Annotated in this window: 26 protein-coding genes and 1 pseudogene; 14 read left to right on the top strand and 13 right to left on the bottom strand. The window is 71.3% G+C overall.

The window, feature by feature from the left end; all coding sequences use genetic code 11:
- Positions 1-12 precede the first annotated feature (12 nt).
- The 8 genes from clpS to DEJ28_RS16300 all read left to right on the top strand — a co-directional run bounded on the left by clpS (position 13) and on the right by DEJ28_RS16300 (position 6,475).
- Positions 13-312 carry an ATP-dependent Clp protease adapter ClpS gene (gene clpS / locus DEJ28_RS16265; RefSeq protein WP_111115346.1) on the top strand — a complete coding sequence of 100 codons (300 nt, stop codon included), beginning with the start codon at positions 13-15 and terminating at the stop codon, positions 310-312.
- Positions 309-785 (top strand): DUF2017 family protein, encoded by a 477-nt coding sequence (locus tag DEJ28_RS16270; RefSeq protein WP_111115347.1) that lies wholly within the window; start codon positions 309-311, stop codon positions 783-785. The genes clpS and DEJ28_RS16270 overlap by 4 nt, the downstream gene beginning before the upstream one ends.
- Positions 786-896: 111 nt before the next feature.
- On the top strand, positions 897-1,322 hold the full coding sequence (locus DEJ28_RS16275) for a MarR family winged helix-turn-helix transcriptional regulator (RefSeq protein WP_111115348.1): 426 nt from the start codon (positions 897-899) through the stop codon (positions 1,320-1,322).
- 186 nt (positions 1,323-1,508) lie between these two features.
- Positions 1,509-2,822 (top strand): MFS transporter, encoded by a 1,314-nt coding sequence (locus tag DEJ28_RS16280; protein WP_258368030.1) that lies wholly within the window; start codon positions 1,509-1,511, stop codon positions 2,820-2,822.
- Between the two features lie 78 nt (positions 2,823-2,900).
- Positions 2,901-3,770 (top strand): formyltetrahydrofolate deformylase, encoded by an 870-nt coding sequence (gene purU, locus DEJ28_RS16285; protein ID WP_502866935.1) that lies wholly within the window; start codon positions 2,901-2,903, stop codon positions 3,768-3,770.
- Between the two features lie 8 nt (positions 3,771-3,778).
- On the top strand, positions 3,779-4,186 hold the full coding sequence (locus DEJ28_RS16290) for a YrdB family protein (protein WP_111115350.1): 408 nt from the start codon (positions 3,779-3,781) through the stop codon (positions 4,184-4,186).
- A complete protein-coding gene (gene nagA / locus DEJ28_RS16295; protein WP_258368028.1) occupies positions 4,183-5,361 on the top strand; it encodes an N-acetylglucosamine-6-phosphate deacetylase in 1,179 nt (392 codons plus the stop codon). The genes DEJ28_RS16290 and nagA overlap by 4 nt, the downstream gene beginning before the upstream one ends.
- Before the next feature lie 121 nt (positions 5,362-5,482).
- Positions 5,483-6,475 carry an IS481 family transposase gene (locus tag DEJ28_RS16300; RefSeq protein ID WP_284180737.1) on the top strand — a complete coding sequence of 331 codons (993 nt, stop codon included), beginning with the start codon at positions 5,483-5,485 and terminating at the stop codon, positions 6,473-6,475.
- Positions 6,476-6,514: 39 nt separating this feature from the next.
- Here DEJ28_RS16300 and DEJ28_RS16305 read toward each other — a convergent pair whose 3' ends face one another.
- From DEJ28_RS16305 to DEJ28_RS16315, 3 genes and pseudogenes are all read right to left on the bottom strand, one after another.
- Entirely contained in the window at positions 6,515-6,883 is a 369-nt protein-coding gene (locus DEJ28_RS16305; RefSeq protein WP_258368192.1) for an SDR family NAD(P)-dependent oxidoreductase, read from the bottom strand.
- 124 nt (positions 6,884-7,007) lie between these two features.
- Positions 7,008-7,106, bottom strand: a pseudogene (locus DEJ28_RS18085) (hypothetical protein); the annotation flags it as partial.
- 1 nt (position 7,107) lies between these two features.
- The gene (locus DEJ28_RS16315; RefSeq protein WP_258368193.1) at positions 7,108-7,773 is read right to left on the bottom strand and encodes an NADPH-dependent F420 reductase; all 666 of its coding nucleotides are present in this window, start codon (positions 7,771-7,773) and stop codon (positions 7,108-7,110) included.
- Between the two features lie 97 nt (positions 7,774-7,870).
- On the opposite strand from DEJ28_RS16315, the gene DEJ28_RS16320 reads away from it, so the two are divergent.
- Both DEJ28_RS16320 and DEJ28_RS16325 read left to right on the top strand, forming a co-directional pair.
- Complete coding sequence (locus DEJ28_RS16320) at positions 7,871-8,569, top strand: TetR/AcrR family transcriptional regulator (RefSeq protein WP_111116779.1); 699 nt, start codon at positions 7,871-7,873, stop codon at positions 8,567-8,569.
- Positions 8,570-8,578: 9 nt separating this feature from the next.
- Positions 8,579-8,968, top strand: coding sequence for a tautomerase family protein (locus tag DEJ28_RS16325; protein ID WP_111116780.1), 390 nt, complete (start codon positions 8,579-8,581; stop codon positions 8,966-8,968).
- A 136-nt stretch (positions 8,969-9,104) separates the two neighbouring features.
- Here the strand turns inward: DEJ28_RS16325 and DEJ28_RS16330 are convergent, their stop codons facing one another.
- Both DEJ28_RS16330 and DEJ28_RS16335 read right to left on the bottom strand, forming a co-directional pair.
- Positions 9,105-9,905, bottom strand: a complete 801-nt coding sequence (locus DEJ28_RS16330) for a G5 domain-containing protein (protein WP_258368194.1) — start codon at positions 9,903-9,905, stop codon at positions 9,105-9,107.
- Entirely contained in the window at positions 9,902-11,065 is a 1,164-nt protein-coding gene (locus DEJ28_RS16335) for an SDR family NAD(P)-dependent oxidoreductase (RefSeq protein ID WP_111116781.1), read from the bottom strand. The genes DEJ28_RS16330 and DEJ28_RS16335 overlap by 4 nt, the downstream gene beginning before the upstream one ends.
- A gap of 83 nt (positions 11,066-11,148) precedes the next feature.
- Between DEJ28_RS16335 and DEJ28_RS16340 the strand changes: the two genes are divergently transcribed.
- On the top strand, positions 11,149-11,730 hold the full coding sequence (locus DEJ28_RS16340; RefSeq protein ID WP_111116782.1) for a TetR/AcrR family transcriptional regulator: 582 nt from the start codon (positions 11,149-11,151) through the stop codon (positions 11,728-11,730).
- A 4-nt stretch (positions 11,731-11,734) separates the two neighbouring features.
- Positions 11,735-12,922, top strand: coding sequence for a MalY/PatB family protein (locus DEJ28_RS16345; RefSeq protein WP_111116783.1), 1,188 nt, complete (start codon positions 11,735-11,737; stop codon positions 12,920-12,922).
- An 18-nt stretch (positions 12,923-12,940) separates the two neighbouring features.
- On the opposite strand, the gene nagB is transcribed toward DEJ28_RS16345, so the two are convergent.
- Complete coding sequence (gene nagB, locus DEJ28_RS16350; protein ID WP_111116784.1) at positions 12,941-13,726, bottom strand: glucosamine-6-phosphate deaminase; 786 nt, start codon at positions 13,724-13,726, stop codon at positions 12,941-12,943.
- Positions 13,727-13,787: 61 nt separating this feature from the next.
- On the opposite strand from nagB, the gene DEJ28_RS16355 reads away from it, so the two are divergent.
- A complete protein-coding gene (locus DEJ28_RS16355; RefSeq protein ID WP_111116785.1) occupies positions 13,788-14,267 on the top strand; it encodes an NUDIX hydrolase in 480 nt (159 codons plus the stop codon).
- Positions 14,268-14,411: 144 nt separating this feature from the next.
- Here the strand turns inward: DEJ28_RS16355 and DEJ28_RS16360 are convergent, their stop codons facing one another.
- From DEJ28_RS16360 to DEJ28_RS16375, 4 genes are read right to left on the bottom strand one after another with little or no spacing between them, the layout of a single operon-like run.
- The gene (locus tag DEJ28_RS16360) at positions 14,412-15,482 is read right to left on the bottom strand and encodes an ABC transporter ATP-binding protein (RefSeq protein ID WP_111116786.1); all 1,071 of its coding nucleotides are present in this window, start codon (positions 15,480-15,482) and stop codon (positions 14,412-14,414) included.
- On the bottom strand, positions 15,479-16,351 hold the full coding sequence (locus DEJ28_RS16365; RefSeq protein WP_111116787.1) for an ABC transporter permease: 873 nt from the start codon (positions 16,349-16,351) through the stop codon (positions 15,479-15,481). The genes DEJ28_RS16360 and DEJ28_RS16365 overlap by 4 nt, the downstream gene beginning before the upstream one ends.
- A 38-nt stretch (positions 16,352-16,389) precedes the next feature.
- A complete protein-coding gene (locus DEJ28_RS16370) occupies positions 16,390-17,325 on the bottom strand; it encodes an ABC transporter permease (RefSeq protein ID WP_258368196.1) in 936 nt (311 codons plus the stop codon).
- Positions 17,326-17,330: 5 nt separating this feature from the next.
- Positions 17,331-18,476, bottom strand: a complete 1,146-nt coding sequence (locus DEJ28_RS16375; protein ID WP_111116789.1) for an ABC transporter substrate-binding protein — start codon at positions 18,474-18,476, stop codon at positions 17,331-17,333.
- Positions 18,477-18,693: 217 nt separating this feature from the next.
- Here DEJ28_RS16375 and DEJ28_RS16380 point away from each other — a divergent pair, with 217 nt between their 5' ends.
- A complete protein-coding gene (locus tag DEJ28_RS16380) occupies positions 18,694-19,131 on the top strand; it encodes a YdeI/OmpD-associated family protein (protein ID WP_111116790.1) in 438 nt (145 codons plus the stop codon).
- Between the two features lie 140 nt (positions 19,132-19,271).
- Here the strand turns inward: DEJ28_RS16380 and DEJ28_RS16385 are convergent, their stop codons facing one another.
- From DEJ28_RS16385 to DEJ28_RS16395, 3 genes are all read right to left on the bottom strand, one after another.
- Entirely contained in the window at positions 19,272-20,135 is an 864-nt protein-coding gene (locus DEJ28_RS16385) for an NAD(P)H-hydrate dehydratase (RefSeq protein ID WP_111116791.1), read from the bottom strand.
- Complete coding sequence (locus DEJ28_RS16390; RefSeq protein WP_111116792.1) at positions 20,125-20,874, bottom strand: histidine phosphatase family protein; 750 nt, start codon at positions 20,872-20,874, stop codon at positions 20,125-20,127. Before DEJ28_RS16390 ends, DEJ28_RS16385 begins: the two co-directional genes overlap by 11 nt.
- 156 nt (positions 20,875-21,030) lie before the next feature.
- A complete protein-coding gene (locus tag DEJ28_RS16395) occupies positions 21,031-21,996 on the bottom strand; it encodes a hypothetical protein (RefSeq protein ID WP_111116793.1) in 966 nt (321 codons plus the stop codon).
- Between the last annotated feature and the right edge of the window lie 172 nt (positions 21,997-22,168).

A 22,168-nucleotide genomic window follows, 5' to 3' on the forward strand; every position in this document is an offset into this window, starting at 1 on the left:
CACCCTGGTTGCATGACCCTGCTGACGCCCGACGTGGACGAGCGAACCGACGTCCGCGTCGACGTGCGCCCGGACTCCCCCTGGGTCGCGGTGGTGTGGGACGACCCGGTGAACCTGATGTCGTACGTCACCTACGTGTTCCAGCAGTACTTCGGGTTCCCGCGCGGCAAGGCGGAGCGGCTCATGCAGCAGGTGAACGACGAGGGGCGGGCGATCGTGGCGACGGGCCCGCGCGAGGCGATGGAGGCCCACGTCGAGGCGATGCACGGCTACGGTCTGCAGGCCTCCGTGGACAAGGCCCCGACGCCGTGATCCCCTTCGTCCGCCGCGCCGACGGCGTCCACCTCGGCATGTCCTCCGGCGAGCGCTCGGTGCTCACCTCGCTCACCGAGCAGCTGCAGCAGGTGCTCGCTGGTGAGCTCGCGTCCGATCCGGTGTCGGCGCGGATGTTCCCGGACGCGTACCCGGGCGACGCCGACGCGAGTGCGGAGTTCCGTCGCTGGACGGAGTCGGACCTGGTCGCGCAGAAGACGACGAACGCGTCGACGGTGCACGCCTGGTCGACCGGGGCGCGCGACGGGGCGTTCGGGCCGGAGGACGAGCAGGCCTGGCTCCGCTGCCTGACGGACCTGCGGCTGACGATCGCGGATCGCCTCGGGATCGTGGACTCCGCCACCGAGGAACGGTCGTACTCGTCGGACGCGGGGGTCGGGTTGCGGGACGTCTACGACTGGCTCGGGTACGTGCAGGAACACCTGATCGAGACGCTCACCTCCGCGCGCTGACGCACGTCCGGCACGGTGACTGCCTGGAGGCGCGGCTCGGCTCCGCCACGCTCCGCACGTCATCGACAGGTTGCCTTGCAAGTTGCCCTGCCGAAGTAGTACCGTCATGGTATGGATTCACGTGATTCGGTCGAGCTCGCCGGCGAGCTGCTGACGCTCTACGGCCGCATCCGCCGGACCACCCTCGTCGGCAAGGTCGACGAGGTCACCGCATCGCAGTCGGCAGCGCTCGGCCGCCTGGTCCGCGACGGTGCCACGACGACCGCCGACCTCGCCCGAGCGGAGGGCGTGCGCCCGCAGTCGATGGGCGCCACGATCCAGGCACTCGTCGACCTCGGCCTCGTCGACCGCGAGCAGGACCCGACCGACGGCCGCCGCACCATCGTCAGCGCCACCGACGCCGGCCGCGCCGCCCGCGAGGACTCGCACCGCTCCCGCACCCGCCTCCTCGCCGAGCGCCTCGCCGCCCTCGATCCCGACGACCGCGCGACCGTCGCGCGCTCCATCGCCGTCCTCAGACCCCTCGTCGAGTCGTGACCGTCCCGGAGACGCGACGTCCGTCACGGACGCCCGCCGCGCCTCCAGGCCCGTCACGCCCCGGCCACCCCACCAAGGCAGGCCACCACGTCCACGTCCACCGCATCCGTCCCCACCACGCCCGCTGACCAGGGCCGGGGCAGCGGCTTCGGCCCGAAGCTGCTCGTCCCCGTCCTCGTCGGACCGCTGCTCAACCCGATCAACACGACGATGGTGTCGGTCGCGCTCGCACCGATCTCCCGGGACCTCGGGATCGGGGCAGCGCAGGCGATCTGGCTCGTCGCGGCGCTCTACCTGGCGAGTGCGATCGCGCAGCCGACGATGGGGAAGCTCGCTGACCGGTTCGGCCCGAAGAAGGTGTTCCTCACCGGACTCGTGATCGTCGGCGTCGCCGGTGTCGTCCCCGAAATCCTCACCGGGTTCGGGGGAGCGGTGTTCGCCCGTGTGCTCATCGGGATCGGCACCTCGTCGGCGTACCCCGCGGCGCTGACGACGCTGCGGCAGCACTCGCTCCGGATCGGCAGGCCCACGCCGCCGCTCGTGCTCGGGGCGCTGTCGATCACCTCGCTCGTGTCCGCCGCAGCCGGCCCGCCGCTCGGCGGTGCACTCATCGCGGCGTTCGGCTGGCACGCGATCTTCCTCGTCAACGTGCCCCTCGCCGCGTTCGGCATCGTGGTGTCCGCACTCTGGCTGCCGTCCGACCGGCTGCGGCCCCGGACCGACGAGGACGTGCCCGTCCTGACCGCGCTCGACCCGTTCGGCATGGTCCTCATGACCGGCACCGTGTCCGCGCTGCTCGTGTTCCTGCTCGACCTGTCCGCCGGGCTGTGGTGGCTCCTCGGGGTCGCGATCGTGCTGCTCGTCGCGCTCGTCCTGTGGGAGCTCCGCGCCACGAAGCCGTTCGTCGACGTCCGGATGCTCGCACGGAACGGTGCCCTGTCGCGGACGTACATGCGGCTGTTCCTCGTGTACCTGCTCGCCTACACGATGACCTACGGGTTCTCGCAGTGGGTGCAGGACGTCGCGGGGTACCCGAGCGACGTCGCCGGGTACATGCAGCTGCCCGCCGCGATCGTCGCCGGTGTCGCGTCGTTCCTCATCGCCCGGAAGACCGCCGTGCGCGGGCCGCTCGTCATCGCGGCCGTCGTGCCGATCGTCGGCGGGCTGCTCCTGCTGCTGCTGCACACCGGGTCGCCGCTGTTCCTGCTCGTGCTCGCCCCCGCCCTGTTCGGGGTGCCGCAGGCCCTGGCCTCGGTGTCGAACCAGGCCGCCCTGTACCGGGTCGTGCCCGCGGAGTACATCGGCACCGCGGCCGGGCTCTCCCGGACGAGCGTCTACATCGGGGCGATCGCGGCCTCGTCGCTGATCGGCGGCGTCTTCGGGCAGGCTCCGACCACGCCGGACCTGCACGTGCTCGCGTGGGTGATCGTCGGGGTCGCGGTGCTGCTGAGCGTGCTCACGATCGGCGACCGGGCGCTCGCGAAGCCGCTCCCCCGGTGACGCGGGCGTGCCTGCCGGGGCCGCGCCGTGCCTCCAGGCCCGGCCGCTCCGCGGACCGGACCCCGGTAGCCTGATCCGGTGACCGACCCGACCCTGCCGACCCCCACGCACTGGACCCTCACGCTGGTCTGCGACGACCAGCCCGGGATCGTGCACGCCGTCTCCGGAGCGGTGGTCGCGGCGAACGGCAACATCACCGAGTCGCAGCAGTTCTCGAGCGTCGACACGAACACGTTCTTCATGCGGCTGCAGGTCATGGCACCCGTCGACCGCGCCACCTTCGAGGAGGCGCTCGCCCCCGTCGCCGAACGCTACGACGCCCGCGTGCAGCTCGACGTCGTCGGCCGTCCGATGCGCACGCTGGTGCTCGTGTCGAAGGCGGGCCACTGCCTCAACGACCTGCTCTACCGGCAGCGCGGCGGGCAGCTGCCGATCGAGGTGCCGCTCGTCCTGTCGAACCACTCCGACCTGGCCGAGCTGGCGTCGTTCTACTCCGTCCCGTTCGAGCACCGTCCCGTCACCGGCCCCGAGTCGAAGCAGCAGATGGAGCAGCGCATCCTCGAGGCGGTCGACGAGCACGACATCGAGCTCGTCGTCCTCGCCCGGTACATGCAGATCCTGTCGCCGGGGCTGTGCGCCGCCCTCGAGGGCCGCGCGGTGAACATCCACCACTCGTTCCTGCCCGGCTTCAAGGGTGCGAACCCGTACCGGCAGGCGCACGCCCGCGGGGTGAAGCTCATCGGTGCGACGGCGCACTTCGTGACGAGCGACCTCGACGAGGGCCCGATCGTCGAGCAGAACGTCGTGCGCGTGGACCACACGAAGGACCCGGCCGAGCTCGTCTCGATCGGGCAGGACGAGGAGTCCCGCACGCTCACCCAGGCGGTGCGCTGGATCGCGGAGGACCGTGTCCTCCTCGACGGTGCCCGCACGATCATCTTCAAGTAGGCCGCACCATGACGAACGCCCCGCAGTCCCCCGTCGACTGGGGAGAGGTCCCCGATCCCTCGGCGATCGGCAAGCCGCGCCGGGAGTTCGACGCGTGGCGGGTGCTGCGCATCCTCGTCTGCACGGTCGGGCTGCTGTCCCTGGCGACGTGGGGCTACTTCGCGTGGCCGTTCCCGATGCCCGCGATCCTGTTCATGGTCGGTGCGCCGGTGTTCGCGGCGCTGGTCTGGTACTTCTTCCGGTCGCCGGCCTCGCCGATCGAGACGGACGTGGTGGGCAAGACGATCGTCGAGGTCGCGCTGGTGATCGCGGCCGGCGGCTGCTGGATCTCCATCGGGTACCCGGTGGTCGGGTTGGTCTTCATCGTGGTCGCGGCGGTCTCCGGCGTGGTGCAGTTCCGGAAGGAGACGCGGTGAGCGGGGCAGGCGTCTCGTCGGTCTCGTCGGACGGCCTGGAGGCGCGCAGCACCCTGGTCCGTGCGGCGCGCGTCGTCGACGCGGCCGGGTCCACGGCGGACGGCTGGGTCCTCGTCGTCGGTGACACCGTCCGCGCGGTCGGCTCCGGTCCCGAGGCTCCCGCGGCCGACGAGGTCGTCGACCTGGGTGACGCCGTCCTGACGCCCGGCTTCATCGACCTGCACGGGCACGGCGGGTCGACCGAGGCGTACGAGGACGACTCCTTCGCGGCGTCCCTCGCGATGCACCGGTCGCACGGCACGACCCGCTCGGTCCTGTCGCTCGTCGCCAACCCGCTGGACGCGCTCGCTGGGTCGCTGGCACGGGTTCGCTCCGTGATGGCCACCGACCCGCTCGTGCTCGGCGTCCACCTCGAGGGGCCGTTCCTCTCCCCGCACAACAAGGGCGCCCACAACGAGTCGTTCCTGATCGACCCGTCGCCCGCCGCCGTCTCGACACTGTTGGAAGCCGGCGAGGGCGTCCTCCGCCAGGTCACCATCGCCCCCGAGCTGCCCGGTGCACTCGACGCCGTCCGCCGGTTCGTGGACGCCGGGGTCACCGTCGCCGTCGGGCACACGGTCGGCACGTACGAGCAGGCCCGGGCCGCGTTCGACGCCGGAGCGACGCTGCTGACGCACGCGTTCAACGCCATGCCGGGCCTCCACCACCGAGCGCCCGGGCCGATCGGTGCCGCCGTGGCCGACGACCGCGTGGCGCTGGAGCTCATCCTCGACGGCGTGCACGTGCACCCGGTGGTGGCGACCACCCTGTTCCGAGCTGCCCCGGGCCGCGTGGCACTCATCACCGACGCGATGGGCGCTGCGGGTGCAGCCGACGGTTCCTACCGGTTGGGGTCGCTCGACGTCACCGTGACCGACGGCGTCGCGCACGTCGCGGGGACGGACACGATCGCCGGGTCGACGCTGACGCAGGACGTGGCGCTGCGGAACGCGGTGACCCGTGCCGGACGGACGTTGCCGGAGGCCGTCGCGGCGCTGACGAGCGTGCCGGCCGCCGCGCTGGGGCTCGGCGACCGGCTGGGTCGGCTCGCGCCGGGCTTCGCCGCGGACCTCGTCGCATTGTCCCCGTCGCTCGAGGTGCAGCGGGTGTGGGGCGCGGGGCGCGAGCTGCGCTAGCTGTACTGCCCAGGGACGTTGGTTGATCTGCGGGGACTCGCGGTTGTCATAGCAGCGTGAGAAGGACCTCCTGCGGTGGAGTGGAGCTGCTTAGTTCACGCACTCTCCGCAGGAGGTCCTCATGTCCCACGCTAACGCTGCGCTGACACCGCGCGCGCGTCTCCGGCTCGCGCGCCTCATCGTCGAGGATGGCTGGCCCATCCGACACGCAGCCGTGTTCTTCCACGTGTCCTGGCCGACGGCGAAGCGGTGGGCCGATCGGTACGCGGCAATGGGCGAGGCCGGCATGCAGGACCGGTCCTCTCGACCACACCGATCGCCGAACCGCACCCAACAAGCGCTCGTGAAACAGATCGTCGGACTCCGCTGGCGCAAACGGCTGGGGCCTGTCGCTATCGGCGGACGCCTGGGCATGCCGGCGTCCACGGTGCATGCCGTGCTGACACGGTGCCGGGTCAACCGGCTGCACCACATCGACGTCCGGACCGGGGAGCAGGTGCGCCGATACGAGCACGAGTATCCCGGCTCGATGATCCACGTCGACGTGAAGAAGCTCGGCAACATCCCTGACGGCGGCGGATGGCGCTTCGTCGGCCGAGCCCAGGGCGGGAAGAACCGAGCAGCGACTCCAGGGACAGGCCGCAGCAAGTACCGCGGAGTCCTCGTCGGAACTGCGTTCGTGCACACCGTCATCGACGACCACTCCCGCGTCGCCTACGCCGAGATCCACGAAGACGAGAAAGCGGTCACCGCGATCGGGGTGCTCCGCCGCGCGGTGTCGTGGTTCGCAGCTCGCGGCGTCCGAGTCGAACGCGTTCTCTCCGACAACGGGTCGGCTTACAAATCCCACGCCTGGCGTGATGCTTGCACCGAGCTCGGGATCACTCCGAAAAAGACCCGCCCATACCGGCCACAAACGAACGGCAAGATCGAGCGATTCCACCGCACACTCGCCGACGGATGGGCATTCTCACGCCACTACCCGACCGAAGCTGCACGCAGGAACGCGCTCCCGGGATGGCTGCATCACTACAATCACCACCGGCCCCACACCGCCATCGGGAACCGGTCACCCATCACACGATTGACCAACGTCCCTGGGCAGTACAGCTAGCCCACGGGGCGGACGTCCGCTCGGGGAACCTGCCGTCGCTCAGATCACCGTCGCACCCCCGTCCGCCACGAGTTCCATGCCGTTCACGTAGCTGGAGTCGTCCGAGGCGAGGAACAGCGCGACCGATGCGATCTCCTCGGGACGGCCCATCTCCCGTCTCGGGATCACGGACTCGAACGCCGCCCGCACCTCCGCCGACAGGACGCCCTCCATCATCGGGGAGGCGACCTGGCCGGGGGTGAGCACGTTGGTCCGGATCTTCCGGTCGCGCAGTTCCGCCACCCACACCCGCGCGTACGCGGGCAGCACCGCCTTGCTCGCCGCGTAGACGCTCCACCCCGGGTACCCGCGGAGCGAAGCGTTCGATCCGGTCATGATGATCGATCCCCCCTCCCGGAACAGCGGCAACGCCTTCTGGACGGTGAACAGCGTGCCCTTCGCGTTGAGGGCGAACGCGGCGTCGAACGGTCACGTTTCGTCCGATCTGCGCGACCGCTGCGTCCAGCGCCTCGCGCCGACGGCCCATGACGAAGACGTGGGCCCCTTCATCGACGAAGAGCTGCGCCCCGGCGAGCGCCATACCGCTCGTCGCACCGGTGATGACGGCGACCTTCCCCTCGAGCTTGCCCATGTCAGCGGACCTCGAGCCCCAGTGCCGAGTTGAAACCGGCACCGTTGTTCGCGAGTCCGACCAGCAGGATCCCGGCCCACTCGAGGGCGTGCGCCATGCCGATCCCGCCGGCGTCCCGCGGTTGCATGCCGATGCTCTCGAGGAACTCCGCCACCATCGCCTTGGACGCTGCGTCGTCTCCGGCGATGAAGCCGTCCAGGGGTCCGTCCTCGGCGAGGACGGTGCCGAGGATCGTGTTGAAGGCCTTCACCACGTGCGTGTCGGCCGGCGCGACGGCAGCGATACGGTGGGCCATCGAGTCTCCGGGGGTGGTCACGAGGCCCGACGCATCGGCGTTGAACGGGTTGGTGATGTCGACGAGGACCTTGCCGGCGAGTGCCTCGCCGTGGTGCGCGACGACGTCGACGGCGTCGGCGTACAGGATCGCGACGATCACGATGTCGCCTGCGGGCTGCGACCCGTAGGTGCCCACGAAGGCCCCGTGACCGATGCGCTCGGCGAGCGCCTGCGCCTTGTCCGTGCTGCGGCTCAGGAGCTCGACGATGTGGCCGTGCTTCGCCGCTCGGGTGCCGATGGCCTCCGCCATGTTGCCGGAGCCGATGATGCTGATGGTGGTCATGGTGTGCTTCCTCGTGTTGGACGAGCAGTGCCGTTGACGACACTGCACCGGACGAGCACGTAATGTGAGGCACCCCTCCGGTTAGAAGGCCACAACCGGAGGGGTGCCTCAGTTCATTCCCTGACCGGCCCGGTAGGTTGACGGGGTGAGCATCCACGAGGGACAGCAGTCGCGAGCTCCGCTGCGCCGCGATGCTCGAGAACGTCGAGCACGGCTCGTCAGCTCCGCGCAGCAGGAGTTCGCCGTCCGCGGAGTCGACGCCTCGCTCGAGCAGGTCGCGCGGGACGCTGGCGTGGCGATCGGCACGCTGTACCGCCACTTCCCGACGCGACTCGACCTTCTGACGGCCGCCTTCGAGCCCCGACTCCGGGAGTTCCTCGACGGCGCCGATGCCGCCCTGCAGAAGACCGACCCGTGGGACGGGTTCGTCTCGTACCTGGAGAACCTGTTCCGCATCCAAGCGGGGGACCGCGGCTTCAACGACTTCCTGTCCCGACGGTTCCCCGACAGCGCGGAGATCGAACAGGTGCACGACCGGATGTGTCAGCAGATCGAGGACGTCCTCACGCGTGCGCAGGACGCCGGACGGGTGCGTCCGGACATCGCCCTGGCCGACATCGTCAACCTCATCTGGTCGAACGGCCGCATGATCGACGCGACGAGCACCACGGCGCCCGATGCGTGGCGACGGCAACTCCACCTGATGCTCGATGCCTACCGAGCCGAGCGTGCACACGCCATCCCGGAACCACCCATGACCGACGACCAGCTCTACGCCGCCATGGTCCGCCTCAGCGGAGCGGAGGAGCCACCGCTTCCGCCGCGCGCCCCCACCGCTCGGTAGCGTTCCTCCATGGCGCAGGTGATCGTGTACGGGCGACGGGCCGCTCTCGATGCCCATCGGGAGGCACTCTCAGACGCGATCCACGGCGCGGTGATGGCAGCACTGGACTACCCGCCCGAGAAGCGTTTCCACCGGTTCGTGGGTCTTGAGGCCGCGGACTTCATCCATCCCGAGGACCGGGGGGACGAGTACACGATCATCGAGATCTCGATGTTCCAGGGCAGGAGCGATGCCGCCAAGCGAGCACTCGTCCGCGAGCTCTTCGCGCGCATCGCGTCAGGAGCAGGCATCCCGCCGCACAGCGTCGAGATCACGATCACCGAGACGCCGAAGGTGAACTGGGGCATCCGCGGCGTGAACGCTGAAGACCTGGCGCTCGACTACCGGGTCGACGTGTAGATCCAGCGCGACCGGGAGGGTCCGGCAGGGCACGAACGCAGCCGCCGAGTCTCGGCCGAATGGGAGTCGTTCGGCCGCTCAACGAGCACTTCCCTGTTGTTCACCGTCGGTTCGAGGCTGCGTCTCGATGGCAGGGTCAGAGCCAGGCAGCCACACCGCCGTGCCGCGAGCACGTGCCGCTGCGCGACTGGCTGAAACTGTAGGTGCCGTCGCCGCACTTGGCGGTCGCGCCGCTGGGCGCAGTACTCGACACCTCGGGACGGCAGACGGTGTTGCCGGCACTGTTGACGTACGTGCCGTTCGTGCAGGTGGGCTGCGCAGGAGGGGGCGGCGGAGCGACGTAGGTGCCGACCGACGTGACCTGGGCGACCGGCAGCGTCGTGACCGCGTCGCTCACGAGGGTACGGCCGGTCTCTGCCCCGTTCCTCGTGGTGATGCGCCAGGTCTTCGTCCGGACCCCGGTGTGGCCAGGCGTCGTGACCGCCGACGTTCCCGTCGCACGCGTGGCGTCCTGAACGGTCTGCGACGCGAAGGGTACCGAGATCGTCTCGGTGACCATCTTCGTCACGACGACAGGCGTCGGAGTCGGAGTCGGTGCGGTGGTGTGGGTCGGTGTCGGGGTGGGAGTTCCCTCGGCGACGAGCGCGTGGGGACGGCTCGACGGGGCGCTCGGCGAAGCGTGGGTGGCTGCGGCGACGACAGGCTCGGCCGGTTGCGGGTGTGTCGCGCCGTACGCCGAGGTCGACCCGATCAGCAGGGCGAAGGCAACACCTGCGCCGATGGCCGCCGCAGATCGCCTCCGAGGCAGTCGGAGCCACGTCGTCCGCCGGAAGACCACGCCGTAGACGGCTGTGATGAGGATGACCAACGAGACCATGAGGACCATCCCCCAGAAGCCGGTCGACGCGAGGGCGACGAACGCCAGGAGTCCGGTCATGACGATACCGACCCACGAGCTGACCGGGATCCGCCGACGCGTGCGGGCGCTCGGCGGCTGGGATGGTTGAACGGACACGGCGCTCCTTCGGGTCGAGAACTGCGCCAGTCTGCGGTGGACGGCTCGACGCGCCCAGCCCCCCGTTCACGGGGTGTCCACCGCTCGGCCCGGGTTTCCGCGAGTGGATAGGAAACGACCTCGAGAATCCGCGTTCTGCGACTCACGGGCACAGGTCGAGCCCGCGTCAGACCTCGGCGCGTTCGGCGACCTGCTCGACGAACGCACGGACCCTCGCACGGAAGACCGGGTCCGCCGCTGCGCCACGGACAGGCACGACGTGCAGCCGCCGGTCCGATCGCCGGAGGGCCGGGCCGACGAACACCCCCCTCTTCGACGTCCGGTGCTGTGGCAGCCCAGAGCGTCGACCGTGCGCCGTCCTCGGGCGTGCGGGCTGCGAGCCGTGCGATCCGGCCCGCGACCTGCGCGAGCCGGGTCTCCGCCTGCCCGTTCATCCCCGTCGCGGCGATGCCGGGGTGCGCGATCACCGACCGCACCGGCGCGCCCGAGGTCCCCGACGCCCCCGACGCCCCCAGTCGCTCCCCGAGCTCGACGGCGAGCGCCGCCGCCGCGGTCTTCGACGCCGTGTACGCCGCGAACTGCCGGTAGCGTGCCGGGTCGCCGACGGCGTCCAGGTCCGGCACCCGGGAGGACCGCTGCGACAGGTTCGAGCCGACGAGCACCACACGCGGCGCCGGACCACCGAGGACGGGCAGCATCAGGTCGGCGAGCACCGCCGGGCCGACGACGTTCGTCGCCCAGGTGCGCTCGACCCCGTCCACGCCGAGCGCGAAACGGGACGCGGACACGCCCGCGTTGTTGACCAGGGTGTCCACGACGACCCCGTCGTCCGCCAGTCGCCGGGCGAACGCCGTGACGGAGGCGACGGACGCGGTGTCGACGAGCCGCGCCTCCAGGCCGACGGTGGACGGCAGGACGCGAGCCGCCTTGTCGAGGTCGCGCACCCCGGCGACGACGCGCGCGCCGGCGGCGGCGAGGGTGGCGGCGACCACCAGGCCGAGCCCGCCCGTCGCGCCGGTGACCACGACGGTGCGACCGTCCTGGTCCGGCAGGTCCCGGGGTTCCCACTCGAAGGTGTCCATCGTCGTCTCCTGCTCGTCACGCTGCCGTCGTCTCGAATCGGATGACGTATCCGAAAGGTAGCACAACCGGATAGAGTGTCCACATGACCACGGCGATGGCACGACCCGACTCGCTCCGTGCGGACGCCCTGCGCAACCGGACGACGCTCCTCGACGTCGCGCGGGCCCACCTCGACCGCGGTGAGCCCGCCCTGCTCAACGCCGTCGCGCACGAGGCGGGCGTCGGCGTCGGAACCGCGTACCGGCACTTCCCCTCGCAGCAGCACCTGCTCGAGGCACTCGCCATCGACGCGTTCGGGGACATGCTCGACCGCGTCCGCGACGCCGTCGCACTGCCCGACACCGCCGAAGCACTGCGCGGTGTCGTGGGCGAGGCCTTCCGGGGCATGCTCCGCGACCCCGCGCTCGGCGACCTGCTCACCGGCGGTGGGTTCTCGTGCGCCGACACCCTCGAGCTCGCCGGCGACCTGGTCGTCTCGATCGACGAGCTCCTCGCCCGTGGGCGTGCCGAGGGGCTCGTCCGTGCGGACATCGGCGCCGACGACCTCCGACGGCTGCTGTGCGGGATGCGGAGCGCGGCGGTCGCCGGTGGTGTCGTCGTCGAGGACCCGGACCGCTACGCCGACGTGCTGCTCGCCGGGATCCAGGGGACGCTGCCAGGATGACCCCATGAGCGTCATGGTCTCCCTCTTCGATGCACGCCGCACCCGCACCAGCGAGAAGTACACGGCCTACCCGCCGGACGTGCTGCCGATGTTCGTCGCGGAGATGGACAGCATGCTCGCCGAACCCCTGCGGGACGCCCTCGTGGCCGCCGTCACGAACGGGGACACCGGGTACGTCGGGCACGGCCGCGCCCTGCCGGAGGCCTTCGTCGACTTCGCCGAGAGCCGCTGGTCGTGGCGCATCGACCCCGATCTCGTCCGGACCACGACGGACGTGTCGGTCGCCGCGGTCGAGACGCTCCGCCGGGTCATCGAGCCGGGTGACCAGGTCGTCATCATGCCGCCGGTGTACCCGCCGTTCTGGGAGTACGTGACCGAGGCCGGCGGCTCCGTGACCGAGGTGCCGCTGCTCCCACCGCAGGGCACCGCGGACCCGTTCGACACGACGGCCGGCTGGCGGATGGACCTCGACGGCATCGCCAGGGCCTTCGCCGACGGTGCCCGCACCGTGCTGCTCTGCAACCCGCACAACCCGCTCGGGCTCGTGCATCCCCGCGAGGACCTCGCCGCCCTCGCCCGACTGGCCGCCGAGTGGGACGCCGTGGTCGTCTCGGACGAGATCCACGCCCCGCTCGTCCACGCCGACGCGACCTTCACGCCGTTCCTCGACTCCTGCCCCGAGGCCGCCGGGCTCGGGGTCTCACTGACGAGCGCGAGCAAGGCCTGGAACCTCGCCGGCACGAAGTGCGCGCTCATGATCGGCGCCTCGGACCGCGCGAGGACCTGGTTCGACGGGATGCCGACCGAGGTCGTCGAACGCACCGGGATCCTCGGCTACACCGCGAGCGTGGCGGCGTTCAGCGAGGGCGGACCCTGGCTGGCGTCGCTCCTCACCGAGCTCGCCGCGAACCGGCGCACGCTCGCCGAACGACTCGGCGAAGCCCTGCCCGGCACCGGGTACCGGCAGCCGCAGGCGTCCTACCTGGCGTGGCTCGACCTGCGTGCGCTGCCGTGGGGCGACGACCCCGCCCGGCTGCTGGTCGACGAGGCGAAGGTCGCGCTCGGCAGCGGCCCGGACTTCGGCCGACAGGGCGCCGGCTTCGCGCGGCTCAACTTCGGCTGCTCGGCGGAGACCCTCGAAGACGGACTCAGCCGCCTGCAGGCCGCGTACGAACGGCGTGCAGACGGCTGAGGTGCCGGACCGGGGTGGCTACTCGAACAGCTGCCAGGCCGGCTTGTTGGCGTACGTGTACTTGTAGTAGTCCGCGAGCTTCAGGCCGGCGGCGGCTTCCTCGTCGACGACGACGGTGACGTGCTCGTGCAGCTGCAGCGCGGAGCCGGGGACGAAGGAGCTGAGCGGCCCCTCGATCGCGGCCGCGACGGCGTCGGTCTTGGACGGACCCTGCGCCACCAGGACGAGCTGGTGGGCGTCGAGGATGGTGCCGAGCCCCTGCGTCATGCAGTGCGTCGGGACCTGTTCGGGACGGTCGAAGAAGCGCGCGTTCGCCTCGCGCGTCGACGGTGCGAGGGTCTTGATGCGCGTGCGGGACGCGAACGAGGACGTCGGCTCGTTGAACCCGATGTGCCCGTTGGCGCCGATGCCGAGGATCTGCACGTCGACCCCACCGGCGGCACGGATCGCGGCGTCGTACTCCTTCGCCGCGAACTCGAGGTCGTCGGCACGGCCGTCCGGCACGCGAACCCGCGACGGGTCGAACCCGAGCGGTGCGGTGACGTCGCGCGCGATGACGCTGGCGTAGGACTCCGGGTGGTCGAGCGGGATGCCGACGTACTCGTCGAGGGCGAACGCGCGGGCCTCGGCGAACGAGATCTCCCCCGCCTCGACACGACGCTGCAGGTCGGCGTAGATGCCCTGCGGGCTGGACCCGGTGGCGACTCCGATGACGGCGGACGGCTTCTTCGCGACGACGGAGGCGATCTTGGCCGCGGCGACGCGACCGACCTCAGCCGGCGTGGGCAGGATGATGATCTCCACACCCCCACTGTACTGGTCATGACCAGTCCGCGACAGGGCCGGGTGTGGGTAGCGTGGCGGCATGCCCACGCCTGACTTCGTCCTGTCCCTGCGTTCGAGGATCGGCACCGAGCCGCTCTGGCTCACCGGCGTCACGGCCGTCGTCACCCGCGGGACCGGGGCCGACCGGGAGCTCCTCGTCGTCCGCCGCGCCGACAACCAGGTGTTCACGCCGGTGACGGGCATCGTCGACCCCGGTGAGGAGCCGGCGGTCGCCGCCGAACGCGAGGTCCTCGAGGAAGCGGACGTCGTCGCCGTCGCCGAACGCCTCGCGTGGGTGCAGGTGCTGCCGGAGATGACGTACGCGAACGGCGACCGGGCCCAGTACCTCGACCTGGTGTTCGCCTGCCGGTACGTGTCCGGGGAGCCGTTCCCCGCCGACGGCGAGAACACCGAGGCCTTCTGGGCACCCCTCGACGCCCTGCCGGACATGCCGGCGAACATGCTGGCCCGCGTCGAGGCGGCCCTCGCCGACGAGCCGGCGGCGCGCTTCCAGCGCTGAGCGTCACGGCCTGGAGGCGCGGTGCGGCGCCGCCACGCGCCTCCAGTCCGCCTGCGGTCCGCGTTTCGGGCCCAGCGACAGTGCACGGGACGAGTCGCGCGTGGACTGTCGCTGACCGCGAAGGGCCGCAGCCGGCGGCGCTGGCTACGCGAGCGGCTCGACCGCCACGGGAGCGCCGAGGAGGCGCACGGCGACGGCGTCGCCGCCGGCGCGGCGGTCACCGACCTCGTGCTGGACGGTCACGACGGTGTCGTCGTCGAGCCGGACCGTGGTGCGCCGGATCGAGCCGAGGAAGCTCGAGGACACCACCGTGCCGGTGACGCCCTCCGCGGCGAAGGCGACGTCTTCCGGCCGGACGTAGGCGAGCACCGGTCCGTCCGGCACCGAACCGTCGAGGGCGGGAACACGGAAGCCGTACACGAAGACGTCGCCGCCGCGCAGGTCGCCACGGAGGCGGTTCGACTGGCCGACGAAGTCCGCGGTGAACGCCGAGGACGGGGAGCGGTACAGCTCCTCCGGCGTGCCGACCTGCTCGATGTCCCCGGCGTGCATCACCGCGATGCGATCCGAGACGGCGAGCGCTTCCTCTTGGTCGTGGGTGACGAACACCGTGGTGATGCCGAGGTCGCTCTGGATGCGGCGGATCTCGTCGCGGAGGGACACCCGCACCTTCGCGTCGAGCGCGGACAGCGGTTCGTCGAGCAGCAGCACCCGGGGACGCGTGACGAGGGCACGGGCGAGGGCGACGCGCTGCTGCTGGCCTCCCGACAGCTGGTGCGGGTAGCGGTCCGCGAAGTCGGCGAGGTGGACCATGTCGAGCGCGTCGACCACCCGTGTGCGACGCTCGGCCGCGGGGACCCGGCGCATCTCGAGTCCGAACGCGACGTTCTGCCGCACCGTCATGTGCGGGAACAGCGAGTACTGCTGGAACACCATGCCGATGTCCCGTTTGTCCACGGGGGTGCCCGCGACGTCCTCGCCGTCGATGCGGATGGAACCGGAGTCGATGCCCTCCAGGCCGGCGAGCGCCCGGAGCGCGGTCGTCTTCCCGCAGCCGGACGGGCCGAGCAGCGAGACGAACTCCCCAGGCTCGATGCGGAGGGACAGCCCGGCGAGGGCGCGGTGGGCGCCGTAGTGCTTCTCGACCGCGACGAGCTCGACGGTCGCACCGGCACGGGACAGCGACGCCGGGGCGGCGGGGGCGGTGACGGTCATGCGGACTCCTTCTTGCCGGCGCGGCGAGCGCCGGAGCTGCGGGTGCCGGGGCGACGCGCCCCGATCCGGCCGATGACGACGAGCAGCACGAACCCGAACACGAGCGCGCCGAGCGAGAAGACCGCGGCGACGTACGGGTCGGTCTGCTGCACGAGCACGAGCGCCGTCTGGAACGTCGTGCGCGAGAGGAACGAGGCGAGGGTGTACTCGCCGAGGACGACCGTGATGGTGAGGAAGCACGAGGCCGTGATGCCCCGACGGAGGTTCGGCAGCAGCACCCGCCACGTCACGGTCCACCACGAGGCGCCGAGGGAACGCGCGGCCTCGGTGAGGACGGCCATGTCCATCGCGGTGATGGCGGCGGCGATCGGCCGGAACGCGAACGGCAGCGAGATGATCCCGATCGCGAAGGCGAGCGTCCACGCCCCGGAGCCGAAGACCTGCGCGACGACCTGGTACACGGGGATGAAGCCCACCACCAGCACGACGACGGGCACGGTGATGGGCAGGATGCACACGAACTCGAGGACCCGGCGGAGCCTCGGGTACCGGAGCGCGGTGATGATCTGCGCCGGCAGCAGCACGAGCAGCACGATCGCCACGGTGATGAGGGCGATGAGGAGCGAGGCGCCGAGGCCGTCGAACACGGGCTGGTAGGTCGCCGCGTTCACCGGGTCCGCGAGCGCCGCGTAGTGCGCGAGCGTCAGGCTGCCGTCGGTTCCCTGCCGGAACGTGAACTGGGCGAGGGCGACGAGCGGTACGGCGAACACGAGGCCGATGACGACGAGCACGATCGTGGCGGTGACCCGTGACGGGGCCGCGCCGAAGCGGCCGACGCGGGTCGCGCCTCCAGGCCTGGGAGCAGTCATGCGTGTCGGACGCGACGCATGCGCTGCCGGCCCCGCGCTCACCGCTGCCACCTGGCGGCACGACGCTGCAGCAGCGCGTACCCGCCCATCACGACGGCCATCACCACCACCATGCCGAGGGCGAGCACCCCGGCCACGTTCTGCAGCCCGATGATCGTCTCGCTCGTGAGCTGCGTGCGGATCGTGAGCGGCACGATCCCGCCCTGCGAGATGAGTGCCGCGGCGGTCGCGAACGACGAGAACCCGTTCGCGAACAGCAGGAGGAGCGATCCCCAGAAGGCAGGCGCGAGCACGGGCAGTCCGATCCGGCGCCAGAACGTCAGGCGGGAGGCGCCGAGGGTGGCGGCTGCCTCGCCCCACTGGGTCTTGACCCCCTCCAGGGCGGGCATGAACGTCAGCACCATGAGCGGCACCTGGAAGTAGACGTACGGGATGACGAGCCCGGGCACCGTGTAGAGGAAGGCGCCGTTCGCGTTGAGGTCGACGTGGAACACGGACACCAGCCACGTCGTGATGAGCCCCTGCGCGCCGATCGTCGCGATGAACGCGAACGCGAGCATGACGCCGCCGAACTGGGCGAGGACGCTCGCGGCCGAGTCGATCATCGAGCGGACGACGCCGTCGGGACGGAGTGCGGCGAGCGCCCAGCAGACCACCGCGCCGATGACCGCGCCGAGCACGGCGGAGACCGCGGACAGGGCGAACGAACCGCCGAACGCGCGGAGGACCGACGGGTCCGCGAACGCTGCGAGGTTCGTGAACGTGACGTGCCCGGCCCCGTCGAAGAAGCCGCTGCCGACGGCGATCACCGCGGGGACGGCCAGGAACAGGACGACGTAGAGCGCGAACGGGGTGAGGCCGAGCCACGCGACGCCGCCGCGACGCCGGACGCGGGGTCCGGCGACGCGGCGGGTGGTGGCATCGGCCTGCTCGCTCGGAACGAGCGTCGCGGCGACGGCCGGTGCCGTGGTCATGCTGCTCAGGAGCCCATCGTCGAGGACCACTTGGCGGACAGCACCTTGGCTGCCGCTGCGACCTGGTCGTCGGTCAGCTCGACCGAGTCCTTCGGTGCGCCACCGGCGGCGGCGAGGGCGTCCTCGTCGACCTTGCCCGACTTCTCGAGCGCGGCGAGGGTCGACGGGAACGCACCGGCCTGCAGGTAGAGGTTCTGCGCGGCCGGGCTCGCGATGTACTCCTGCCACAGGCGCGCGGCCGCGGGGTGCGGCGCGTCCTTCGTGACGGCCTGCGAGTAGTACGAGCCGAGGGCCTGCCCCTTCGGGACGACGGTCTTCCAGTCCTTGTTGCCACTCGCGCCCGCTGCCGGGCCCCAGGCCAGGTTGTTGTACGACCACTGGATGACCACGGGGGTCTCACCCGAGGCGACCGTGGCCTGCGTCGGCAGCACGTTCTGGAAGTTGCCGGCCTTCTTGAGGTCGCCGAAGTAGTCGACGCCCTTCGTGATGTCGTCGGCCGAGCCACCGTTCTCGAGCGCCGCCAGGTAGACGGCCGAGGCGGCCTGGTTGGCCTGCGTCGGGTCACCCGCGATCGAGACCTTGCCCTTGTACTCGCTGCCGAGCAGGTCCTGCAGGTCCTTCGGGGCGTCGGAGATCTTCGACGAGTCGTACCCGATCGACATCAGGCCCGTGTAGTCGCGGGTCCAGGCGCCGTTCGCGTCCTTGAGCGTGTCCGGGATGTCCGACCAGTTCGCGACCTTGTAGCTCGCGAGCAGGTCGAGGTTCTGCTGCAGGACCGCGTTGCCGAGGTCGAGCACGTCCGGCGCCGTCGACTGGCCCTTCTGCGACTTCACCGCGGCGACCTCGTCGGCGCTCGAGCCGTTCGGGTTCGCGGAGTTGACCTTGATGCCGTACTCCTTGGTGAAGCCGTCGATGATCTTGCCGTAGTTCGCCCACGACGGCGGCAGGGCGATGACGTTGAGCTGCCCCTCGGCCTTGGCGGCCTTGACGAGGGCGTCCATGCCGCCGGCGGACCGGGCGCTGGTGGCGGTCTTCCAGTCGGCGTCGCCGTCGGCGCCGGCGGTCGCGGAGCTCGTGGCCGAGCATCCGGCGAGGGTGACGATCGCGGCGGCGGCGAGGGCGATGCCGACCAGGGTGCGCTTGTGCTGCACGGGAGTTGCCTTTCGGGTGGGGGCGCGGATGCGGTGCGGGTGCTGCTCGTCGCGTCCGTGTGGCCCGGGGGTTTCGGGTTCGGGACGATCGTGGACGCGGCCGGTTTCCAGCCCGTGCTGCGGTGGTGAACGGTGGCGGAACAGCGGGTGCGCCTGTACGGTTTCGCCTGTCGGCCCGCGCTGGTCGGCGTGGGATTTCCACTGCCTGGAGGCACGGATGCAGTTCACGACGACGGTCCTGCAAGCGAAGAAGACGGCCACCGGGCTGCCCGTCCCACCGTCCGTCATCGAGGCGCTCGGCTCCGGGAAGCGCCCGTCCGTGGTGGTCACGATCAACGGCGGGTACACCTACCGTTCGACCGTCGGCGTCATGTTCGAACAGTTCCTCGTCCCCCTGTCGGCGGCGCACCGCTCGGCCGCGGGGATCGCGGCCGGTGACAGCGTCGAGGTCACCCTCGAGATCGACGCCCTGCCGCGGGTCGTCGAGATGCCGGCCGACCTCGATGCTGCGTTGCACGAGGCCGGGGTCCGAGCGGCGTTCGACGCGCTCTCGAACTCGCGGCAGCGGGCGCTCGTCGACCCCGTCGAGCAGGCGAAGGCGCCGGAGACCCGGCAGCGCCGCATCGAGAAGGCCGTGGAGTCGCTCCGCGCGTAGGGGTCGTTCCGCGCGTAGGGGGTCGTTCCGCGCGTAGGAGGCAGAATCGCTCGTAGGAGGTCGAAACTTCCGACTTCCTATGCGCGAATCCGCTTCCTACTGCACGCGCGATGGGCTCGAACGACCCGGGCGGAAGCTGCTCAGCGCCCGAGTTCGACCAGGACCCGCGGGATCTCGATGAGGAGCTCGCTCGCCAGGTACCCCAGCGGTCCCACCTGCACCGCCAGTCGGTCTCCGGCTGTGGCGTGCACCGACGAGGCCCACGCGGCCGCCTGCGCCGGGTCCGCTCCCCGCGCGAGCAGGCCGACGACGACGCCGGACAGCACGTCCCCGCTGCCGCTCGTGCCGAGTCCGCCGGCACCGGTGCCCTTCGCCCAGGTCCGGCCGTCCGGCGTCGCGATCACGTCGGACAGTGCCACGACCGCCCCGTACCGGTCGGCGATCTCGAGCGCGTCGGCCTCGTCGTCGTCCCCGCACGGTCGACCGAGCAACCGTTCCGCCTCGCCGCTGTTCGGCGTCATCACCAGTCGTCCGCGCAGCGGTTCGAGCTGTTCCGCGACGTCGGCCGCGACGCCCAGCGCGAAGGCGTCGAGCACGACGGACGTCTCCTCCCCGACGAGCTCCGCGATGTGCGCGACGAGGTCTCGGGTGCCGTCCGGTTCGTCGAGCCCCGGACCGACCAGCACCGCGTCGGCGCTGCCGGCATCGTCGGCCAGTGCGGAGAACGCACCCACGGCGATGTGGCCGGAGTCGTCTTGGTCGAGCGGGAGGACCCCGGATTCGGGGACGGCGACTGCGACCTCGGTGGCGACGCCCTCCGCGACGGCGAGGGTGAGGCGTCCTGCGCCGACCCGGAGCGCGGCGAGCGCGGACAACATCGCCGCTCCCGGCGTCCGGGCAGCCCCGCCGATGACGAGGACCTGTCCGCGGCCGTACTTGCCAGCACCAGGCTCGGGGAGCGGCCAGTCGCGCAGGGTGTTCGGGGTGATGGCCTCAGCCGGCATGGACGTCGTCCTTCCGGCCGGGGTGCTCGGTGACCTCGGCGCCCGACGTCTCCGCGAGGTGCTCCACGGCGGAGAACTCCTCGAGCGTCCACGGTGACCCGGTCCCGTCGCGGCGCAGCCTCGTCAACGAGGCGTTCGCGACGGTGTGCGTGGCGGCGAAGTCCATGAGCGCCGGTTCGTCGAGGTCCAGGCACACGCCGACGGTGAGCATGACGACCGCGTCGTGTGCCGCGACGACGAGCCGGTCGACGCCCTCGAGACGGTCGACATCGGCCAGCACCGAGCGGAGCCGGAGCATCACGTCCGCCCAGGACTCTCCACCCGCGGGTCGGTGGTAGTACTTGCCGAGCCACTGCCGGCGACGCTCTTCGTCGGGGTACCGGTGCTGCACGCCGGTCCGGGTGAGCAGGTCGAGCACGCCGAGTTCTCGGTCCCGCAGCCGTTCGTCCACCCGTCTCGGGGGATCGGTCAGCCCACCGGCGGCGAGCGCGATCTCGATCGTCTGCTGCGCACGGCGGTACGGGGACACCCACAGCGCCACCGCGACGTCGTCGACACCACGATCGGCGAGCTCCGGCCCGAGCGCCGCCGACTGTTCCTCGCCGAGCGGGCTGAGCGGGACGTCGGCGTCACGGTGGTCGACCTCGATGACGTCGGCCCCGACGCGCTCCGCGTGTTCGGCTGCGACGTTGGCGGTGGATTCCCCGTGCCGGACGAGCCAGATCTCCGTGACAGCCATGACCTCGACCGTAGACGGCCCCCGCTGAGGCCGTTCCCGGTGCAGACGGGGTCCGCCACTCCGTCACTCCGTCTCTCCCGACCCGACCCGACCGGAGCCGACCCGACCAGACCGGAGCCGACCGGAGCCGACCCGGTTCGCCGCGCCACCGCACCGTCACTTCCGCACGCCCCGCGCACTCCGCAACGGGCGCACCGCACACGGGAGGCCGGCGGCACGGAGCCGCTGGCTGAGGCGGTCGAGGTCCCAGAGGTCCCGCCATTCCAGTCGGACGATCGTCCGGATGCCAGGGACGGTCAGGAGCCGTTCGTGTCGACGCTTCTCGTCGAGGAGCACCTCGGTCACCGATCGACCGTTGCGGTACCGCTCCTGCGTGTACTTGCCCCGGCCGTCGAACTCGATCACGACCCCCTGCTCCGGGAACCAGAAGTCGACGTCGTACCGGCGACCGTCGACCAGGAACGCCTGTTGGAGGACCGGTGCGGGGAGCCCGAGCTCGCGGAACACCACCCGCGCGAGCGACTCGGCCGGTGACCCGGACCGACCATCAGCGAGCTCGAGCGACAGGGTCGCCGTGGCGTGCCCGCGGTGGTGCGGGAGCCCGCCGAGCGCCCGCACGAGTTCCGACCTGGTCGCGCCGGAACGGAGGGCGGCGTCCGCCACGACGACGGCGGCCCGTGCATCGCCGGCCAGAGCGACGTCGGCGACGGTCCTGGCGAGCGAGGTGAACCGCAGTTCGCCGTGCGGGACCACCTCGCCGCTCCCGAACGGACGCGTGTGGAGGACCAGCGAATTGGAACCCGAGCGGTACTGGGACTTCGGCACGGTGAGGTGGACGTCCTCCGGCCAGGGGGAAAGCCAAGGAAGTCCGTGCACGGCGACCGCGGAAACGTGCGATCCGACCGCCGCAGTGCTCCGCCGCCCGAGGCGCGCGAACACCCTCGTGACGTATCGCTGCCGGGGTCCGGCGGCATCCCAGTCGGCACCCGTGACGAAGGCGTTCGGGCCGACCCGGACGAGGCGGTCCGGTCCGTCGCCGGCGGCTCTCCGACGCAGCGTGGCACCTGAGCGCCCCGCCTCTCGAAGTGCGCTCGAGCGGTAGATCGCGAGTGGCAGTTCCATGTCCCCACGGTGCCGGACCAGCCGTGTCGATCGGCGAGGAGCGAGGCGATCTGTTGACGGGCCTCCAGGCAGGCGCCCCTGTGGAGGACGAACGTTCCTGCCCATCGCAACCGGAGTGGAAAGCGCAATCGCGCATAGGGAGCAGGAAAAACCTGCCTCCTACGCGCGATTC

Source organism: Curtobacterium sp. MCPF17_002 (genome assembly GCF_003234115.2).
GTDB lineage: Bacteria > Actinomycetota > Actinomycetes > Actinomycetales > Microbacteriaceae > Curtobacterium.

What these genes read in the sequence shown, in the direction of transcription:
- DEJ28_RS16355 (WP_111116785.1), top strand. Translation starts at nt 13,788, where the DNA reads ATGCCCACGCCTGACTTCGTCCTGTCCCTGCGTTCGAGGATCGGCACC.
- DEJ28_RS16290 (WP_111115350.1), top strand. Translation starts at nt 3,779, where the DNA reads ATGACGAACGCCCCGCAGTCCCCCGTCGACTGGGGAGAGGTCCCCGAT.
- DEJ28_RS16275 (WP_111115348.1), top strand. Translation starts at nt 897, where the DNA reads ATGGATTCACGTGATTCGGTCGAGCTCGCCGGCGAGCTGCTGACGCTC.
- DEJ28_RS16360 (WP_111116786.1), bottom strand. Translation starts at nt 15,482, where the DNA reads ATGACCGTCACCGCCCCCGCCGCCCCGGCGTCGCTGTCCCGTGCCGGT.
- DEJ28_RS16335 (WP_111116781.1), bottom strand. Translation starts at nt 11,065, where the DNA reads ATGGACACCTTCGAGTGGGAACCCCGGGACCTGCCGGACCAGGACGGT.
- DEJ28_RS16340 (WP_111116782.1), top strand. Translation starts at nt 11,149, where the DNA reads ATGACCACGGCGATGGCACGACCCGACTCGCTCCGTGCGGACGCCCTG.
- DEJ28_RS16395 (WP_111116793.1), bottom strand. Translation starts at nt 21,996, where the DNA reads ATGGAACTGCCACTCGCGATCTACCGCTCGAGCGCACTTCGAGAGGCG.
- DEJ28_RS16370 (WP_258368196.1), bottom strand. Translation starts at nt 17,325, where the DNA reads ATGACCACGGCACCGGCCGTCGCCGCGACGCTCGTTCCGAGCGAGCAG.
- DEJ28_RS16385 (WP_111116791.1), bottom strand. Translation starts at nt 20,135, where the DNA reads ATGCCGGCTGAGGCCATCACCCCGAACACCCTGCGCGACTGGCCGCTC.
- DEJ28_RS16390 (WP_111116792.1), bottom strand. Translation starts at nt 20,874, where the DNA reads ATGGCTGTCACGGAGATCTGGCTCGTCCGGCACGGGGAATCCACCGCC.
- DEJ28_RS16300 (WP_284180737.1), top strand. Translation starts at nt 5,483, where the DNA reads ATGTCCCACGCTAACGCTGCGCTGACACCGCGCGCGCGTCTCCGGCTC.
- DEJ28_RS16345 (WP_111116783.1), top strand. Translation starts at nt 11,735, where the DNA reads ATGAGCGTCATGGTCTCCCTCTTCGATGCACGCCGCACCCGCACCAGC.
- DEJ28_RS16380 (WP_111116790.1), top strand. Translation starts at nt 18,694, where the DNA reads ATGCAGTTCACGACGACGGTCCTGCAAGCGAAGAAGACGGCCACCGGG.
- DEJ28_RS16365 (WP_111116787.1), bottom strand. Translation starts at nt 16,351, where the DNA reads ATGACTGCTCCCAGGCCTGGAGGCGCGACCCGCGTCGGCCGCTTCGGC.
- DEJ28_RS16325 (WP_111116780.1), top strand. Translation starts at nt 8,579, where the DNA reads ATGGCGCAGGTGATCGTGTACGGGCGACGGGCCGCTCTCGATGCCCAT.
- clpS (WP_111115346.1), top strand. Translation starts at nt 13, where the DNA reads ATGACCCTGCTGACGCCCGACGTGGACGAGCGAACCGACGTCCGCGTC.
- DEJ28_RS16330 (WP_258368194.1), bottom strand. Translation starts at nt 9,905, where the DNA reads ATGACCGGACTCCTGGCGTTCGTCGCCCTCGCGTCGACCGGCTTCTGG.